Origin of the sequence: Nocardia sp. A7, assembly GCF_046549215.1 — a bacterium.
In the GTDB taxonomy this organism is placed as follows: domain Bacteria; phylum Actinomycetota; class Actinomycetes; order Mycobacteriales; family Mycobacteriaceae; genus Nocardia.
Map to the genome: position 1 here is coordinate 13,507 of NZ_JAJPWE010000010.1, position 15,210 is coordinate 28,716.

General features: G+C 67.7%; 18 protein-coding genes. 11 read left to right on the top strand and 7 right to left on the bottom strand.

Annotated elements, in window-relative coordinates:
- The first annotated feature begins 62 nt into the window (after nt 1-62).
- From ACLJPD_RS32340 to ACLJPD_RS32355, 4 genes are all read left to right on the top strand, one after another.
- A complete protein-coding gene (locus tag ACLJPD_RS32340; RefSeq protein WP_410877260.1) occupies nt 63-1,424 on the top strand; it encodes an NCS2 family permease in 1,362 nt (453 codons plus the stop codon).
- A gap of 69 nt (nt 1,425-1,493) precedes the next feature.
- A complete protein-coding gene (locus tag ACLJPD_RS32345) occupies nt 1,494-1,907 on the top strand; it encodes a hypothetical protein (RefSeq protein WP_410877261.1) in 414 nt (137 codons plus the stop codon).
- A gap of 184 nt (nt 1,908-2,091) precedes the next feature.
- On the top strand, nt 2,092-2,643 hold the full coding sequence (locus ACLJPD_RS32350) for a DoxX family protein (RefSeq protein ID WP_410877262.1): 552 nt from the start codon (nt 2,092-2,094) through the stop codon (nt 2,641-2,643).
- Nucleotides 2,644-2,772: 129 nt separating this feature from the next.
- Nucleotides 2,773-3,582, top strand: a complete 810-nt coding sequence (locus ACLJPD_RS32355) for a hypothetical protein (RefSeq protein ID WP_410877263.1) — start codon at nt 2,773-2,775, stop codon at nt 3,580-3,582.
- Here ACLJPD_RS32355 and ACLJPD_RS32360 read toward each other — a convergent pair whose 3' ends face one another.
- The 6 genes from ACLJPD_RS32360 to ACLJPD_RS32385 form a co-directional block, all read right to left on the bottom strand.
- The gene (locus ACLJPD_RS32360) at nt 3,583-4,881 is read right to left on the bottom strand and encodes a glycosyltransferase 87 family protein (protein ID WP_410877264.1); all 1,299 of its coding nucleotides are present in this window, start codon (nt 4,879-4,881) and stop codon (nt 3,583-3,585) included.
- Nucleotides 4,882-5,034: 153 nt separating this feature from the next.
- On the bottom strand, nt 5,035-5,736 hold the full coding sequence (locus tag ACLJPD_RS32365; protein ID WP_410877265.1) for a hypothetical protein: 702 nt from the start codon (nt 5,734-5,736) through the stop codon (nt 5,035-5,037).
- A gap of 85 nt (nt 5,737-5,821) precedes the next feature.
- Nucleotides 5,822-7,867 carry an ATP-dependent DNA helicase gene (locus ACLJPD_RS32370; protein ID WP_410877266.1) on the bottom strand — a complete coding sequence of 682 codons (2,046 nt, stop codon included), beginning with the start codon at nt 7,865-7,867 and terminating at the stop codon, nt 5,822-5,824.
- A gap of 55 nt (nt 7,868-7,922) precedes the next feature.
- The gene (locus ACLJPD_RS32375) at nt 7,923-8,459 is read right to left on the bottom strand and encodes a hypothetical protein (RefSeq protein WP_410877267.1); all 537 of its coding nucleotides are present in this window, start codon (nt 8,457-8,459) and stop codon (nt 7,923-7,925) included.
- A 12-nt stretch (nt 8,460-8,471) separates the two neighbouring features.
- On the bottom strand, nt 8,472-9,026 hold the full coding sequence (locus ACLJPD_RS32380; RefSeq protein ID WP_410877268.1) for an isochorismatase family protein: 555 nt from the start codon (nt 9,024-9,026) through the stop codon (nt 8,472-8,474).
- Between the two features lie 125 nt (nt 9,027-9,151).
- Nucleotides 9,152-10,465 carry a nicotinate phosphoribosyltransferase gene (locus ACLJPD_RS32385; protein WP_410877269.1) on the bottom strand — a complete coding sequence of 438 codons (1,314 nt, stop codon included), beginning with the start codon at nt 10,463-10,465 and terminating at the stop codon, nt 9,152-9,154.
- A gap of 61 nt (nt 10,466-10,526) precedes the next feature.
- On the opposite strand from ACLJPD_RS32385, the gene clpS reads away from it, so the two are divergent.
- The 3 genes from clpS to ACLJPD_RS32400 are packed head-to-tail and all read left to right on the top strand — an operon-like array spanning nt 10,527 to nt 12,554.
- The gene (gene clpS / locus ACLJPD_RS32390) at nt 10,527-10,874 is read left to right on the top strand and encodes an ATP-dependent Clp protease adapter ClpS (RefSeq protein WP_379226911.1); all 348 of its coding nucleotides are present in this window, start codon (nt 10,527-10,529) and stop codon (nt 10,872-10,874) included.
- A 21-nt stretch (nt 10,875-10,895) separates the two neighbouring features.
- A complete protein-coding gene (locus ACLJPD_RS32395) occupies nt 10,896-11,465 on the top strand; it encodes a DUF2017 domain-containing protein (protein WP_410877270.1) in 570 nt (189 codons plus the stop codon).
- Between the two features lie 27 nt (nt 11,466-11,492).
- Nucleotides 11,493-12,554, top strand: a complete 1,062-nt coding sequence (locus ACLJPD_RS32400; protein WP_410877271.1) for a P1 family peptidase — start codon at nt 11,493-11,495, stop codon at nt 12,552-12,554.
- A 28-nt stretch (nt 12,555-12,582) separates the two neighbouring features.
- On the opposite strand, the gene ACLJPD_RS32405 is transcribed toward ACLJPD_RS32400, so the two are convergent.
- Nucleotides 12,583-12,720: a hypothetical protein gene (locus ACLJPD_RS32405; RefSeq protein ID WP_410877272.1), complete on the bottom strand. Its 138-nt coding sequence runs from the start codon at nt 12,718-12,720 to the stop codon at nt 12,583-12,585.
- Nucleotides 12,721-12,749: 29 nt separating this feature from the next.
- Here ACLJPD_RS32405 and ACLJPD_RS32410 point away from each other — a divergent pair, with 29 nt between their 5' ends.
- The 4 genes from ACLJPD_RS32410 (at nt 12,750) to ACLJPD_RS32425 (ending at nt 15,200) form a co-directional block, all read left to right on the top strand.
- Nucleotides 12,750-13,163: a M67 family metallopeptidase gene (locus ACLJPD_RS32410; protein ID WP_358071628.1), complete on the top strand. Its 414-nt coding sequence runs from the start codon at nt 12,750-12,752 to the stop codon at nt 13,161-13,163.
- 36 nt (nt 13,164-13,199) lie between these two features.
- The gene (locus ACLJPD_RS32415) at nt 13,200-13,475 is read left to right on the top strand and encodes a MoaD/ThiS family protein (RefSeq protein WP_379239291.1); all 276 of its coding nucleotides are present in this window, start codon (nt 13,200-13,202) and stop codon (nt 13,473-13,475) included.
- Nucleotides 13,476-13,479: 4 nt separating this feature from the next.
- On the top strand, nt 13,480-14,442 hold the full coding sequence (locus ACLJPD_RS32420) for a PLP-dependent cysteine synthase family protein (RefSeq protein ID WP_410877273.1): 963 nt from the start codon (nt 13,480-13,482) through the stop codon (nt 14,440-14,442).
- Between the two features lie 71 nt (nt 14,443-14,513).
- Nucleotides 14,514-15,200 (top strand): rhomboid family intramembrane serine protease, encoded by a 687-nt coding sequence (locus ACLJPD_RS32425; protein WP_410877274.1) that lies wholly within the window; start codon nt 14,514-14,516, stop codon nt 15,198-15,200.
- The last annotated feature ends 10 nt before the right edge of the window (nt 15,201-15,210 follow it).

A 15,210-nucleotide genomic window follows, 5' to 3' on the forward strand; every position in this document is an offset into this window, starting at 1 on the left:
GTGAACTTTCCGCTACCGTTCCGGGGCAATCTTTCTTTCTTGAAATCCCGGACTGGAGAGTCATGGCCAGCGATGTCCTAACCCGTGCCCGAGGGCGCATCGACGGATATTTCGGTATCTCGTCGAGTGGGTCCACCTTCAAGCGCGAAGCGATGGCGGGCACGGTCACGTTCCTGGCGATGTCGTACGTGCTCGCGGTGAACCCGTCGATCCTCGGTGACGAGGGCGCTCTCGGTGACAAGGGCATCCCGATGCAGGCGGTGTTCACGGCCACCGCCGTCGCCGCGGTGTTCGGCACGCTCGTGATGGGCATCTGGGCGAATTACCCGATCGCTCTCGCGCCGGGCATGGGCCTCAACGCGTTCTTCGCTTACACGGTGGTGCTCAGCATGGGCATCCCGTGGCAAGTGGCGCTGTCGGGAACCTTGCTCTCGGGCATCATCTTCTTCATCTTGGCGATCACGAAGGTCCGGGAACGGATCCTCAATGCGATCCCGCTGCAGATGAAGTTCGCGGTCGGCGCCGGCATCGGCTTGTTCGTGGCGTTTCTCGGTTTGAAGAACGCGGGCATTGTCGTCAACAGTGACGCGACGCTGGTCACCCTCGGTGATTTCACCAAGGGCACCACCCTGCTCGCCCTGTTCGGCCTCATCGTGACCGTGGTCTTCCTGGTGCTCGGCTGGCACGGCGCCGTGCTCTACGGCATCGTCTCGACCACGATCCTCGGCATGGTGACCGGCCTGGTCGGCGTGCCCGACGGCATCGCGGAGTTGCCGAGGGGCCTGGATCAGACCTTCGGCCAAGCGATCATCCACCTGCCGGATGCCTTCACCGGGCAGATGATCGTCGTGGTGCTGACCATGCTGTTCGTCGACTTCTTCGATGCCTCGGGCACCCTGATCGGCGTCGCCAACCAAGCCGGTCTGCTGAACAAGGACGGCACCCTGCCCCGCGCGGCGAGCGCGATGGCCGCCGACTCGGTCGGCACGACCGCGGGCGCGATCATCGGCACCTCGACCACCACGGCCTATGTCGAATCGACGGCAGGCGTGTCGGCGGGTGGTCGAACGGGACTCACCGCGGTGACCACGGCGGGCTGGTTCCTGATCGCGATGTTCTGCTATCCGATCTTCTCGGTGATCGCCGGATCTGCCGAGATCACCTCGGCCGCGCTGATCGTGGTCGGCATCCTGATGGCGCGTTCGATGGGTGACATCGACTGGCAGAAGCTCGAATACTCGGTGCCCGCGTTCATCACCATCATCATGATGCCGCTGACCTACTCGATCGCCAACGGTCTGGCCATGGGCATGATCTTCTACCCGATCGTGATGGTCGCCAAAGGTCGGATCAAGGAAGTGCATCCGGCCATGTGGGCGCTGATGGTGCTGTTCCTCGCGTACTTCTTCTTCTTGGTCGAGTAGGCGTTTCGGCCGTAGGTATGTCTATACTCAGGCTAGCCTAGGCTTGCCTAACTAGAGGAGATCTACCTTATGAAGCGCTCACTCGTTGCCGCGTCGATGGCCTTCGCCACCATCTTCGCGCCGGTCACCGCCGCTGTCGTCGCCACCGCGCCCGCCGCGATCGCCGCTCCGGCCACCCCGTCGGTCGGTCAGCTGTACGGCAAGCTGCAGGCTGCCATGAACGGCTCTGCCGCCGAGCTCGAGTCGGGCAATGCCGGTGGGCTCGCGGTCGTGCGCGACACCGTCAACCGGATCCCCGGCTACAGCTGGGACGTCTCCGGCCCGGTCACCGTGGACGGCGACACCCTCTCGGCCACCCTGAACAGCCGCCTCGGCGACTACACCTTCCCGATCCCGGTGACCTGGAAGGACATCAACGGCACCTGGAAGCTGTCGCAGGAGTCCGAGCAGACACTGGTCAGCTACGCCACCATGGCGTGGTGAACTGAGAAGCAATTTCGAGCAGGGTCGTCCCGTTGGGGCGGCCCTTTTCGATTTTTGTGACCGGGATCACAGTATTGCCGGGAGCAGCGTGAAATAGTGGCATCGGACCCAGGGTTGTGACCGAGGAAGGCAATCGGACCGTGGTCCGGTTGCGGGCATGTTTCGAATCGCAGACGAGGACACGATGACCGACACCGCTACCCGCATCACTCCTACCGGCACCACCGAAGACACCACCATCGCCACCGGCATCGGCCTGCTGGTGCTGCGCATCGGCTTCGGCGGCCTGATGGCCGCCTACGGAGCCCAGAAGCTGTTCGGCTGGTTCAACGGAGCCGGCTGGCGCGCCACTACCGACGGCTTCACCGCCATGGGCTACAACCCTGGCGAACTCTTCGGCACACTGGCCGGGCTCGCCGAACTGGTCGGCGGGCTGCTGCTGGTATTCGGGCTGTTCACGCCGCTGGCCGCCGCCATCGTGCTCGGGACGATGATCAACGCCATCCACGTCCTGTGGAGCAGTGGACTCTTCCCGGAGGACCCGTCGGTGACGGGTTTCTCGACACCACTGTTGTTCGCGCTGGTCGCGGCGGCACTGGCGTTCACCGGGCCGGGGCGGTTCTCTCTCGATGCCGGACGGCCGTGGCAGCGTGCGGGTGTGGTGTTCGGCGGTGGTGCCGTCGCGCTCGGTGTCGTAGCCGCGGTGGTGACGTTGATCTTCAAGGCTGTGCTCTGAATCGTCATCGCCCGTACGCCCGTGGTTCCACCGCGTGCGCGCAGGTGTCGGTAGCAGCGATTAACCTCGTGGCGGCGCTGGTAATCGGCGCCGCCACGCATGGTCCGCGGATGGAAGAGGAGAGCTGCGATGAAGGCTTACGACCTGGGTTTCGGAGACTCGGCGGACAAATTGGCCGAGACGCCCGACGGTGATCCGCTGACACTCGAGGCGCCGGTGCGCTCGGGATGGATCGGCAGCGAAGGCCCGGCTATCGATCCGGCGACGTGGCCGCGCGGACCCGTGACCGGCCTGCCGATGATGCACGCGCTCACCCTGCGCCTGCCGACCGATTTCCAGCGCCGCGGACCCGGCTTTCCCGCCATCGCGCTCTTCCAGGGTGAGGGGCAGTTCGCCGGTACCGACGCCGTCGAGGCCGACGCGACATCGGCGGACCCGCTGGCCCGCGACCTGGTCGCCACCCGCGCGCATCCGAAGTTGCAGATCATGCACGACGAGATCGGCGGCGCCTTCGCCCTGATCTGGCTCACCGACTCCGAATTCGCCGGCGGCCCCGTCGCCCCGCCCGCCGACGTTCGTCAGCCCGGTTCGCCGACCGCGAGCGATGAAGGGTGCAACGCCTGGGACGACGTGCATCCCACCGTCGGTGTCTGGCTCGCCGAGCGCACCGCCGACCCCAACGTCGGCATCCCACCGGTCGAATACGAGCCGAACACCAAGTATCAGGACCCGCTCACCGAGGATTCCGGCTGGACCCCTTGGGCTGAACCGCTTTTCGGCCGCTCCCACCTCGGCGGCACCGCTTTCCCCGTCCAGGCGTTGCCCGAGGGGTTGACCCCGTACTACCTGGAGATCGAAGAGATCTCCGGCATGAATTTCGGCGGCGGCAATGCCCAACTCGACCTGGAGTCCGGCGTTTTCGACTGGTCCTGCGGGTAATCAGTTCATCATGGCCGGGCGGTCGTCGTCGGGGTGTGCGGCGGCGGTCCGGCTGTCGGTCGAAAGCTGTTCTGGAGCAGCGAGATCGGTAGTCGGCTCGACTGGTGCGGGCGGTTGTTCGCGCGAGCGGATGTGCAGGGCGATGCCTGCCAGGGTGATCAGGTAGATGATCACGTAGATGTTCATCAGGACCTGGGGCAGCGGCCACCATGGGGGCAGCAGGAAGGTGCCCACGCTGACCCAGGTGGGAGTGTAGGTGTAGGTCCAGGCGGCGATGGCCAGGTAGAGGGCGGCTGCGGCGAGCCACCAGGGGGCCCGGGTCTGGGCTCGGTGGATCAGGTAGACGAGCAGCGGAACGAACCACACCCAGTGGTGGCCCCAGGAATACGGGGAGATCGCGCATGCCGTGAGGCCGCCGAGGGTGACCGAGAGCAGGGGTTCGCCGCGCCGGACCAGGACAGCGGCCAGCCACAACGCGACCAGCGCGATCGGCACGGCGATCAGCAGCCACAACCACACCGGTGCGGGGCCGTGGGTGAGGTGGGCGATCGCGCCGCGCAGCGACTGGTTGGCGGGGTGGACGTCGGGGGCGATGCGACCGGAATGGAAGAACGTCGAGGTCCAGTACTGGTAGGAGTCGCTGGGCAGGACCAGGGCGGTCAGGCCGATCGACGCGACGAAGGTGAGGGCGCCGGTCGCGGCGGCGCGCCACTGCCGCTGGGCCAGATACTGGGCGATGAAGTACAGCGGGGTCAGTTTGATGCCCGCGGCGATGCCGACGCCGATGCCGCGCAACTTGCTGTTCTCGGCACGGGAGAAGTCCCACAGCACCACCAGCATCAGCACCAGGTTGATCTGCCCGTAGTAGAGCGTGGTGCGCACCGGTTCGGCGAACGTGCAGGACAGGGCGAGCAGCGCGCTGACCGCGGCCAGCTTGGGCGTGGCACGGTAGCCGAGCATCCGAAAGCTCTGCAGCACAACGCCGAACAGCACCAGCAGGTTGAGAATCATCCACGTCGTGGTGACGTGCGCCCACGGCACCAGCAGCAACGGCAGGAACACCAGCGCCGAGAACGGTGTGTAGGTGTAGAGCAGGCCGTAGTGGGTCGGATCGATGTAGAGCGCGCGGTCGTGCACCACCCGCCAGCCACCGTCGCGGTAGATGTGCACGTCGAGACCGCCGACGAGAATGCCACCGCTGTCCATCCAGGGATCCATGGTGGTGAACAGCAGCGTGACGCCTGAGGCGGCGGTGCCGAGTAGTAGAAGTAGCGTCAGGGTCGTGCGCGGCAGTGCCACGCCTCGCGATCTCTCCGCCACAGCCGTACTACCGGCCGGCCCGCATCGTATGCACGTCTAAGAACCTACCGCGCCCGGTCGAGGCGGTTCGGCAGCGGATCGACATCGGTAGGAAAACGACATGATCGCCGGTCTGCGCGAAACGGCGCGCCATCAGGCCGCCGAGCGCAGGGTGAGCATGGTGTCGGCGCCGTGGTGGAACTCGTAACCGGTCTTGCGCAGCGCGGTCTCGATGCCCTTGTCCTGCAGTTCCGTTCGCAGATGGTCGATGAGGTCGTCGAGGGGTGCGCCGGTGTAGTCGAGCAGCGGGTAGACGCGGGTTTCGGTGCAGGCGACGCGAGCCAGTTCGAGCAGGGCGGCCAAATGGAAGTCTGCGTCGAGGCGGTCGGCGTAGCTGAACAGCAGGTGCGAGCTCAGGGCCAGATCGAACGCGTCGTCAGGGCAGGGCAGTGCGGGCAAGGAGCCTGCCAGGTAGCGGTGGGGTGCGGCGCGCACGTCGTCGGCGAAGCGGGCTGCGGCGCCGCGACGGATCGCGGCGTGCTCGGCGGTGGAGCCGTACCAGTCCCAGCGGTAGCGGTCGGCGTGGGCGTGTGCCCAGGCCACGGCGCGTTCGGTTTCGGGGGTCGCGCGGGCGGCCAGCTCGTTCGGCGGAGTGGCGTAGATGGGATCGATCGCGGTGACTTCGGCACCCAGTGCGCTGGCCTCGGCCGCGAAACTCGCTGCGCCACCGGGACAATCGAGGATACGGCGACCGGCGAGGTCATCGTCGGAGAGCTGGAACATCGCGCGGTACTCGGCCAAAGATCTTGCGCTGACCAAAAATTCGCCGAGTACCTCGCCATCGGCGTGGTGCATCATCACACGTTCTCACGAGTTGCGTTCGCACGCTCGCTGATTCACGAGTGTGGTCACCCGGATTGCGCGTCTCGATCTGTCGCGCTCAGGCGGTGTCGGTGAGTCGGCGCAGTGCCTTCGCTACGACCTCGGGATCGCTCGTCTCCCAGTACGGTGGCAGCGAAGCGCGCAGGTAGCTGCCGTAACGGGCGGTGGCAAGGCGGGAATCGAGGATGGCGACCACCCCGCGGTCGTCGACGCTGCGCAGCAATCGGCCGGTGCCCTGGGCCAGCAGCAGCGCGGCGTGATTGGCGGCCACGGCCATGAAACCGTTACCGCCGCGTGATTCGACCGCGCGCTGGCGGGCGGTGAGCAGCGGGTCGTCGGGGCGCGGGAACGGAATGCGGTCCAGGATAACGAGACTCAGCGACGGACCCGGCACGTCGACGCCCTGCCACAGGGTGAGGGTGCCGAACAGTGAGGTGGCCGGGTCGGCGGCGAACTTGCGCACCAGCGCGCCCATCGAATCGTCACCCTGGCACAGCACCGGGGTGTCGAGTCGTTCGCGCAGCGCCTCGGTGGCGGCCTTGGCGGCGCGCATCGAGGAGAACAGGCCGAGCGTGCGGCCGCCGGCGGCGGTGATGAGCTGTTCGATCTCGTCGAGGTAGGCGGGCGAGAGGCCGTCGCGACCCGGCGCGGGCAGGTGCTTGGCGACGTAGAGGATGCCGGACTTGGCGTGGTCGAACGGGGAACCGACATCGAGTGCGTTCCAGCGCACCGATTCCAGATCGGCGGGGGCGGTGGCGCCGTTGGCCATCGCCGGGTCGACCTTGCCGCCCGACTGCGACGGCAGACCCCAGGTGATCGCGAGGCTGTCGAACGAGCCGCCGATCTGCAGGGTGGCCGAGGTGAGCACGACCGTCGCGGTGCCGAAGAGCCTGCTGCGCAGGAGCCCGCCGACCGAGAGCGGTGCCATCCGCAGGGTGCGGCGGGCGACGCCGCGCATCTCGTCGGCCGACAGCCAGATGACATCGCGGCGGGCAGCCGGGTCGGCTTCCTCGAACGCGGTGAGCGCGCGGACGGCGGCATCGTGCACGTCGTCGATGGCGGCCACGGCCATGGTGCGTGCGGCGGCGTTGTCGGGGTCGTCCTGGGTTTTCACGGTGCCCTGCGGTGCGATCGCGGTGCGGGCGTTCCAGGCGGCGTCGCGGACCAGGGCGAGCACGGGGGCGATGCCGTCGGGCATGGTGTCCCAGCGGCCGGGCTGGAGGTCCTCCAGTGCCTGATGGAAGGCCTCCGCGGCGCCTTCGAGCCGGTCGACCTCGCGTTCGTCGATCAGTTTGGTGCACCGGCGGGCGGCGGCGCTGATCGCGGTCGCGGCCAGTTCGGCGGTGGCGACGCCGGTGACGCGGTCGACCAGTTCGTGCGCTTCGTCGATGACGACCACGTCGTGCTCGGGCAGGATCTGGATGCCGCTGATGGCGTCGATGGCAAGCAGGGCGTGGTTGGTCACCACCACGTCGGCCTGGGCGGATTCCGCGCGGGCCTTCTCGGCGAAGCAGTCCTGGCCGAACTGGCACCGGGACTTGCCGAGGCATTCCCGCGAGCCGACACTGACCTGGCGCCAGGCGCGGTCGGTGACGCCGGGGGCGAGTTCGTCGCGGTCGCCGGTCTCGGTGTCGGAGGTCCATTCGTTGAGGCGCTGGACCTCGCGGCCGAGGCGGGAGATGGCGAAGGCATCGAACAGTTCGGCCTCGCCGCCGGTGTCCTCCGGGATGACGCTGTTGATCTTGTTCAGGCAGAGATAGTTGTTGCGGCCCTTGAGAATCGCGAACTTGGGAGCCCGGCCGAGCGGTTCGGTGAGCGCTTCGGCGAGCCGGGGCAGGTCGCGGTCGACGAGCTGGCGTTGCAGCGCGATCGTCGCGGTGGAGACCACCACGGTGCGCCCGGTACGGACCGCGTGGCGCAGGCTCGGGATGAGGTAGGCCAGTGACTTGCCGGTGCCGGTACCCGCCTGGACCGCCAGGTGTTGCTTGGTGTCGATCGCATGGTCGACCGCGGTGGCCATGGTGGTCTGCCCGGTGCGTTCCTTGCCACCGAGGGCGTGCACGGCGGTGACGAGCAGGTCGGCGACGGGAGGAAGTTCGGGCACGCTGGCAGCCTATCCGCACCCTCGGACAGGTTCGCGCGAGCGACGGCGAGCCCGGTCAGGACTCGCGGACGAAGTCGTCGATGTGGTCGCGGATGTAGTCGAGGACTCGTTGTTCGAAGTCCTCGGGTTCGTTGACGTCGTAGATCTCGTCGGGGTCTTCGGCGCGGTCGCCGGTGGGGCGGCGGATCTGGTCGGGGGTGGCGAGGGTTCGGTGTTCGTCCTCCCAGAAGCGGTCGAGGTCGTCGTCGGGGGAGCTCACGGAGGCGTCGCGGGCGGCGATGATGGCCGCGGCGGCCAGTTGGGGCATGCCTGCGGCGCGTAGACCTCTTGTGGCCCAGGGGAGTTCGCTGCGGCGGGTTTTCAGGTAGCTCGAGAACCCCGCGTCCAGGACGCTGGTGTGCAGGCTCGACAGGGCCAGCAGGTGCGAGAAGGCCGGGGGGAGTTCGCCGAAGGCGCCGACGCCGAGGCGTTGGAGGTCGTCGGTGGCGGGGTTGGACCAGAAGACGGTGTCGGCGGCGTCGTGGATGCTGTCGGTCTCGGCGAGCGCCTTCGTCAGGGCAGGCCGGGTGTGCGCCGGGAAGCGATAGTCCATGGGGAGAAGTATTCAGGGGCGCAGGTGGACGCCCGCGTCGCGGAGGGTGGTCAGGGCCGTTGCGGTGGTCTCCGGGGCGACGCCCGCGCTGAGGTCGAGCAGGACTGTGGTGTCGAAACCGGCTTCGGCGGCGTCGAGAGCGGTGGCTCGGACGCAGTGGTCGGTGGCGATTCCGACGACGTCCACGGCGTCGATGTGGCGGGCTCGGAGCCAGTCGGTGAGGGACGTGCCGTCCGCCGCCGCGCCCTCGAAACCGGAGTAGGCGGCGGTGTATTCGCCCTTGGAGAAGGTTTCCTGGATGGGTGACGTGTCGAGGGCCGGATGGAATTCGGCGCCGGGGGTACCGACTCGGCAGTGGGGCGGCCAGGAGTCGACGTAGTCGGGCTCGGTGGAGAAATGCGGGCCGGGGTCGATGTGCCAGTCACGGGTGGCGACTACCGCGTCGTACCGCTCGACTGCGACGAAGTCGGTGATCGCGGCCGCGACCGCCGCGCCGCCCGCCACCGCGAGCGAACCACCCTCGCAGAAATCGTTCTGAACGTCCACGACTATCAGCGCCCGTGCCATCTCGTCCTCCATCTGGTTCGACCGCACCATTCTCCGCCGGGCGAGGCTCGGCGGCCACCCGGTAGCGAAGGTGGCCCGCATCGCCGACTGGGTGGGCGACGCGGTTGTTCGGCGAACAGCGGTGCTCAGCCGAGGAAGGTCGTCGGCACGGCGGGCTCGCCTGCCGAGAGCTTCAAGCCCTCCCACGGCAGACTGACCAATCCGCGGGCCACGAGGTCGCGACTCTGCGCCAGCGTGGCGACATCGTCGACGACCTTGCCGCCACGAACCAGCGGAATCTGCAGCTCGCGCACTTGAAAGCCGCTGGTGTCCGGCGCTTGCGCGCCTTCGGGGTAGACGATCTCCTCGACGATCGTGCCGGTGGCGCGGGCCAATCGCACTGCCTTCTTGGTCCCACCGCGCGACTGCTTGTGACTCGAGCGTTTGGCGACCGGAATGCCGTCGACTTCGACCAGCTTGTAGACCATGCCCGCCGTCGGGGCGCCCGAACCGGTGACCACCGACGTGCCGACGCCGTACACGTCGACGGGTTCGGCACGCAGCGCCGCGATCGCGTACTCGTCCAGATCGCCGGAGACCACGATGCGGGTGCCGATGGCGCCCAGTGCGTCGAGCTGGTCGCGGACCTGTCGAGCTAGCACGCCGAGGTCGCCGGAATCGATGCGCACCCCGCCCAGCTCCGGCCCGGCCACCTCGATGGCGGTGGCGACGCCCCTGGTGATGTCGAAGGTGTCGACGAGCAGGGTGGTGCCGATGCCGAGCGCGTCGATCTGGCTGCGGAAGGCCGCTGCCTCGTGTTCGCCGTCGGCGCCGCTGTGCAGCAGGGTGAACGCGTGCGCACTGGTCCCCGCGCCGGGCACGCCGAAGCTGCGCACGGACTCGAGATTGGAGGTGGCGTCGAATCCGGCCAGGTAGGCGGCACGTGAGCTCGACGGGGCGGCGAGTTCGTGGGTGCGCCGCGATCCCATCTCGATCATCCGCCGACCCGCCGCGGCACTCACCATGCGCGCGGCCGACGAGGCGATCGCGCTGTCGTGATTGAAGATCGACAGGGCGAGGGTCTCGAGGACCACGCATTCGGCGAAACTGCCGCGCACGGTCAGGATCGGTGAACCGGGGAAGTAGAGCTCACCTTCGGCATAGCCGTCGATATCGCCGGTGAAGCGATATTCGCGCAACCAGTCGACGGTGGCGGGGTCGAGGAATTTTTCGACCACGGCCAGCTCGTCGGGGCCGAAACGGAAATGGGCCAGCGCGTCGAGCAGGCGACCGGTGCCCGCGACGACACCGTAGCGGCGCCCGTTCGGCAAACGTCGGGCGAACACCTCGAAGGTGCACCGCCGGTGGGCCGAGCCGTCGGCCAGCGCCGCGGCCAGCATGGTCAACTCGTACTGGTCGGTCAGCAGCGCGGTGCTGGCGAACTCGTCACGGATCTGCACATCAGAAACTCTAGTCACCGCGGGTGTTGTTTCCGGTGGGCCTCGTCGTACCCTGGTTTTCATGGCCGTGTGCAATACCGTTCGGGCCGGCGCCGTCACCGACGCTGTGAACGCCGCACTGTCGGCACCGCAGGCGACGCCGGAGACTACGGAATACACCGAGATCCTGGAGGCCGAGGACAGGCCCTGGGTCACCGTCGTCTGGGACGATCCGGTGAATCTCATGCACTACGTCACCTACATCTTCCAGAAGCTGTTCGGCTACAGCAAAGCCAAGGCGACCGAGTTGATGATGCAGGTGCACAACGAGGGCAAAGCGGTGGTGTCCTCGGGTTCGCGCGACAAGATGGAACAGGATGTGCGTCGGCTGCACGCCGCGGGCCTCTGGGCAACCATGCAGCGCGACTGACGACCTGAGTAACCTGGGCCTGTGCGCAAGTGGAGCAGGAAGAACTCACTGAGTGGCCTGAAGCTTCGATCCGAAATGGACGAGCACGAGGCCAGCGTCCTGCGCTCCCTGATCAGCGCGGTGTCGGGCCTGCTCAGCGACCGCGCCGCCGACGCCCCCGAAGACGAACTCGCCGCGCTCACCGGTCTGCGCACCGGCAACTCCACCCCGCCCGAGGATCCGCAGCTGCTGCGCCTGCTGCCCGATTTCCACCGCGCCGAACCAGGTTCTCCCGACGCCAAGCGCGCCGACCTCAACAGTGCCCTGCGCAGCCTGCACGAGCCGGAGATCATCGACGCGAAACTGGCGGCCGGGCGGGCGGTGCTCGACAGCTGCCCCGACATGGGCGGCAAGATCGTGCTCACCCCCGAGCAGGCCGACGCGTGGCTGGCCGCGCTCACCGATGTCCGTCTCGCGCTGGGCACCCTGCTCGACATCGACGACGACACGCCCGACCACTTCGATCCGGAAGATCCGCGCGCCCCGCATCTGGACGTCTACCACTGGCTGACCTGGATGCAGGATTCACTCCTGCAAGCGCTCGCGCCCTGAGCGCCGGATTCGCAGACGAAGGACGAGATGATGCGCAGCGGCCCCGGGGTACGCAACTCGATCACTGATGTCGCCGGTGTGCTTGTCGGCCACCACCAGGCCCTCGACGCCGAAGTCTCCGACGGCGCGGGCGCCGCGACGGGCTGCACGGTTGTGCGGGTGCCCGGTGGCGCCACCGCCTCGGTCGACGTGCGCGGCGGCGGACCTGGCACCAGGGAAACCGACCTCCTCGACCCGGCCAACACCGTCCGCCAACTCAACGCGGTGCTGCTCACCGGCGGCAGCGCGTACGGTCTCGCCGCCGCCGACGGGGTGATGCGCTGGTCGGAGGAACACGGCGAGGGCATTCCGATGGACCCGGCCGACCCGAGTCGGGTGGTGCCGATCGTGCCGGGCGCGGTGATCTTCGATCTGCCGGTCGGGGACTGGGGTATTCGGCCCGATGCGGACTTCGGTTATCGCGCGGCGGCGGCTGCGTCGACCGAGTTCGCCAGGGGTACCGCCGGTGCCGGTGTCGGCGCGCGGGCGGGTGCGATCAAGGGCGGAATCGGTTCGGCGAGTGTGGTTCTCGCGGACGGTCCCGGTGCCGGAGTGACCGTCGGCGCGGTGATCGTGGCCAATCCCGTCGGGTCGGTCGTCGATCCGCGCACGGGGTTGCCGTGGGGTGTCGGCACCGATGGACCCGACTTCTTCGGGTTGCGGCCGGGGACCACGGACGAGATCGCCGCACTCGCCGCGCTACCGGCGAAGAGCATGGTGCTCAACACGACGATCGGCGTGATCGCCACCGATGCCGCCATCGACCCGGCCGCCTGTCGCAGGATGGCCGCCACCGGGCACGACGGACTCGCCAGGGCGATCAGGCCCGTGCATTCCCCGCTCGACGGCGACACCCTGTTCGCGCTGTCCACCGGCGCCATCGAAGTCGCGCCGCTCGAGCTGCCGCGCGCGTTTCCCGGTGACCTGCTGCTGCTCGACCAGCTGTGTACGGCCGCGGCGGTGGTCGTCGAGCGCGCTGTAGTAGACGCGGTGCTCGCCGCGACCTCGATCGCCGGAATCCCGGCCTACCACGACCTGTTTCCGCGCTGATCGGCGCGCGAACGGCGCGTCGTGCTGCTTAGGCCGGAATCCCCTGCTGACCAGCCCCGCGGCGGCTTGCCACCCCCGCGGTGACGGCCCGGCCGGGACCGGAGTGCGTGCCCCGCGGAATACCCGAATAGGGTGAGTCGTTGTCGAGGAAGGTGCTCGACAGCACGCAAGCAGGATGTGGAAAGGGTCGATGAAGTGCTGGTGATCAGGGCCGATCTCGTTGACGCGATGGTGGCACACGCCCGCGCCGACCACCCGGACGAGGCCTGCGGCATCATCGCCGGGCCCGAGGGCAGTGACCGGCCCGAACGCTTCGTCGCGATGGTCAACGCCGAACGCTCGCCCACCTTCTACCGGTTCGATTCTGGGGAACAACTGCGCGTGTGGCGCGCGATGGACGACGCCGACGAAGTGCCGGTCGTCATCTATCACTCGCACACCGCCACCGAGGCCTACCCGAGCCGCACCGACATCTCCTACGCCGCTGAACCGGACGCGCACTACGTGCTGGTCTCCACGCGCGACCCACAGGAGCACGAACTGCGCAGCTACCGCATCGTCGACGGCGAGGTCACCGAAGAACCGGTGCGCATCGTCGATTCCTACTGAACCGTCCGAGAAAAGTCACCACCCCGAGGAGTCCCCATGCCGGTAACCGTGTCCATTCCGACCATCATGCGTGGTATCACCGGAGGTGAGAAGCGAGTGCAGGGCGAGGGCTCGACGCTGTCCGCGCTCATCGCCGACCTCGACGCGAATCACCCCGGGCTGGCGGAGAAGCTGCTGTCCGACGGCAAACTCAACCGCTACGTCAATATCTACGTCGACGACGAAGACGTGCGTTTCTCCGGTGGGCTGGAAGCCGAGGTGCCCGTCGGCGCGTCGGTGACCATCCTGCCCGCCGTGGCCGGCGGCGCCTGACACCGTGGCCCGCTACGAATCGCTGATCGCGACGCTGGGTAATACCCCGCTCGTCGGATTGCAGAAACTGTCGCCCCAATGGGACGGCGACGATCATGTGCGGCTGTGGGCCAAGCTCGAGGACCGCAATCCCACGGGGTCGATCAAGGACCGGCCCGCGCTGCGGATGATCGAACAGGCCGAAGCCGACGGGCTGCTCACGCCCGGGTGCACGATTCTGGAGCCGACCAGCGGCAATACCGGGATCTCACTGGCCATGGCGGCCAAGCTCAAGGGCTACCGGATCGTGTGCGTGATGCCGGAGAACACGTCGGTGGAGCGGCGGCAATTGCTCACGATGTTCGGTGCCGAGATCATCGACTCGCCCGCGGCGGGTGGGTCGAATCAGGCGGTGGCGATGGCCAAGCGGATCGCCGCGGAGAATCCGGAGTGGGTGATGCTGTACCAGTACGGCAATCCGGCCAACGCGCTGGCACATTACGAGAACACCGGACCGGAATTGCTGGCCGACCTGCCGGAGATCACGCATTTCGTCGCGGGACTCGGCACTACCGGCACCTTGATGGGCACCGGCCGGTATCTGCGCGAGAATGTGCCCGAGATCGAGATCGTCGCCGCTGAACCCCGATACGGCGAGCTGGTCTACGGGCTGCGCAATATCGACGAGGGTTTCATTCCCGAGCTCTACGACGAGAAAGTCCTCACCACCCGATTCTCGGTGGGCCCGTACGACGCGGTGAAGCGGACTCGCGAACTGGTCGGCGAGGAGGGAATCTTCGCCGGGATTTCCACCGGGGCGATCCTGCACGCCGCGCTCGGCATCGCGAAGAAGGCGCAGAAAGCGGGCAAACGAGCCGATATCGCGTTCGTGGTCGCCGACGGTGGGTGGAAGTATTTGTCTACCGGGGCATACGACGGCACGCTGGACGAAGCCGAGGAGAAGCTGGACGGGCAACTCTGGGCCTGACCCGATGTCGCTGTGCTTCGGTACGCTCAGGTCAGTGGGCTGTTTCACGGTCCTGTGCCGAAGTGGAGGCGATGTCGGTGAGCGGTGGGGTGGGTGCCTCGTTCGGTAACGCGAGTTCGGGTATCGGTGTGCGCAGCCCAGGGTCGTGGATCCGGGCCGCGATCGGGATCTTCGGCTTCGTCGGGGCGCTGTATGTGATCGAGGGCGTCGACACGGTGCTCTCCTACGATTCGCCTCCCGGCGCGGTGGGCGAACTCGACGCGGCCGGCATCGAGCCGCGCGAGGTCTCCGGGCTCGACGGCATTCTGTGGGCGCCGCTCCTGCACGGCGGGTGGGACCATCTGTTCGCCAACTCGCTGCCGCTGCTGGTCCTCGGCTTCCTCGTCCTGCTCTCCGGAATCGGGCGCGGGATCGCGGCGACGGCGATCATCTGGGTGATCGCCGGCGTCGGCACCTGGCTCACCGGATCGACGGGGAGCGTGCATGTCGGCGCGTCGTCGATCGTGTTCGGCTGGCTGACCTATCTGATCTGTCGCGGGTGGTTCGCCCGCAATGTGGGACAGATCGTGGTGGGGCTGGTGATCCTCGTCTTCTACGGCTCGATGCTGTGGGGTGTGCTGCCGAGCGACCCTCGAATTTCTTGGCAGGGGCATCTTTTCGGGGCGGTGGGTGGAGTGCTCGCGGGCTGGGTACTCTCAGCAGATGAACGTCGACGCCGCCGTGGTGTATCGGTCGGCCGCGCAGTACCAACGCGGTAGCCGGGGATCC

Bases quoted from the DNA above. Each gene is read 5' to 3' on its own strand.
- ACLJPD_RS32340 (WP_410877260.1), top strand. From the start codon at position 63: ATGGCCAGCGATGTCCTAACCCGTGCCCGAGGGCGCATCGACGGATAT.
- ACLJPD_RS32345 (WP_410877261.1), top strand. From the start codon at position 1,494: ATGAAGCGCTCACTCGTTGCCGCGTCGATGGCCTTCGCCACCATCTTC.
- ACLJPD_RS32350 (WP_410877262.1), top strand. From the start codon at position 2,092: ATGACCGACACCGCTACCCGCATCACTCCTACCGGCACCACCGAAGAC.
- ACLJPD_RS32355 (WP_410877263.1), top strand. From the start codon at position 2,773: ATGAAGGCTTACGACCTGGGTTTCGGAGACTCGGCGGACAAATTGGCC.
- ACLJPD_RS32365 (WP_410877265.1), bottom strand. From the start codon at position 5,736: ATGCACCACGCCGATGGCGAGGTACTCGGCGAATTTTTGGTCAGCGCA.
- ACLJPD_RS32375 (WP_410877267.1), bottom strand. From the start codon at position 8,459: ATGGACTATCGCTTCCCGGCGCACACCCGGCCTGCCCTGACGAAGGCG.
- ACLJPD_RS32380 (WP_410877268.1), bottom strand. From the start codon at position 9,026: ATGGCACGGGCGCTGATAGTCGTGGACGTTCAGAACGATTTCTGCGAG.
- clpS (WP_379226911.1), top strand. From the start codon at position 10,527: ATGGCCGTGTGCAATACCGTTCGGGCCGGCGCCGTCACCGACGCTGTG.
- ACLJPD_RS32400 (WP_410877271.1), top strand. From the start codon at position 11,493: ATGATGCGCAGCGGCCCCGGGGTACGCAACTCGATCACTGATGTCGCC.
- ACLJPD_RS32415 (WP_379239291.1), top strand. From the start codon at position 13,200: ATGCCGGTAACCGTGTCCATTCCGACCATCATGCGTGGTATCACCGGA.
- ACLJPD_RS32425 (WP_410877274.1), top strand. From the start codon at position 14,514: ATGTCGGTGAGCGGTGGGGTGGGTGCCTCGTTCGGTAACGCGAGTTCG.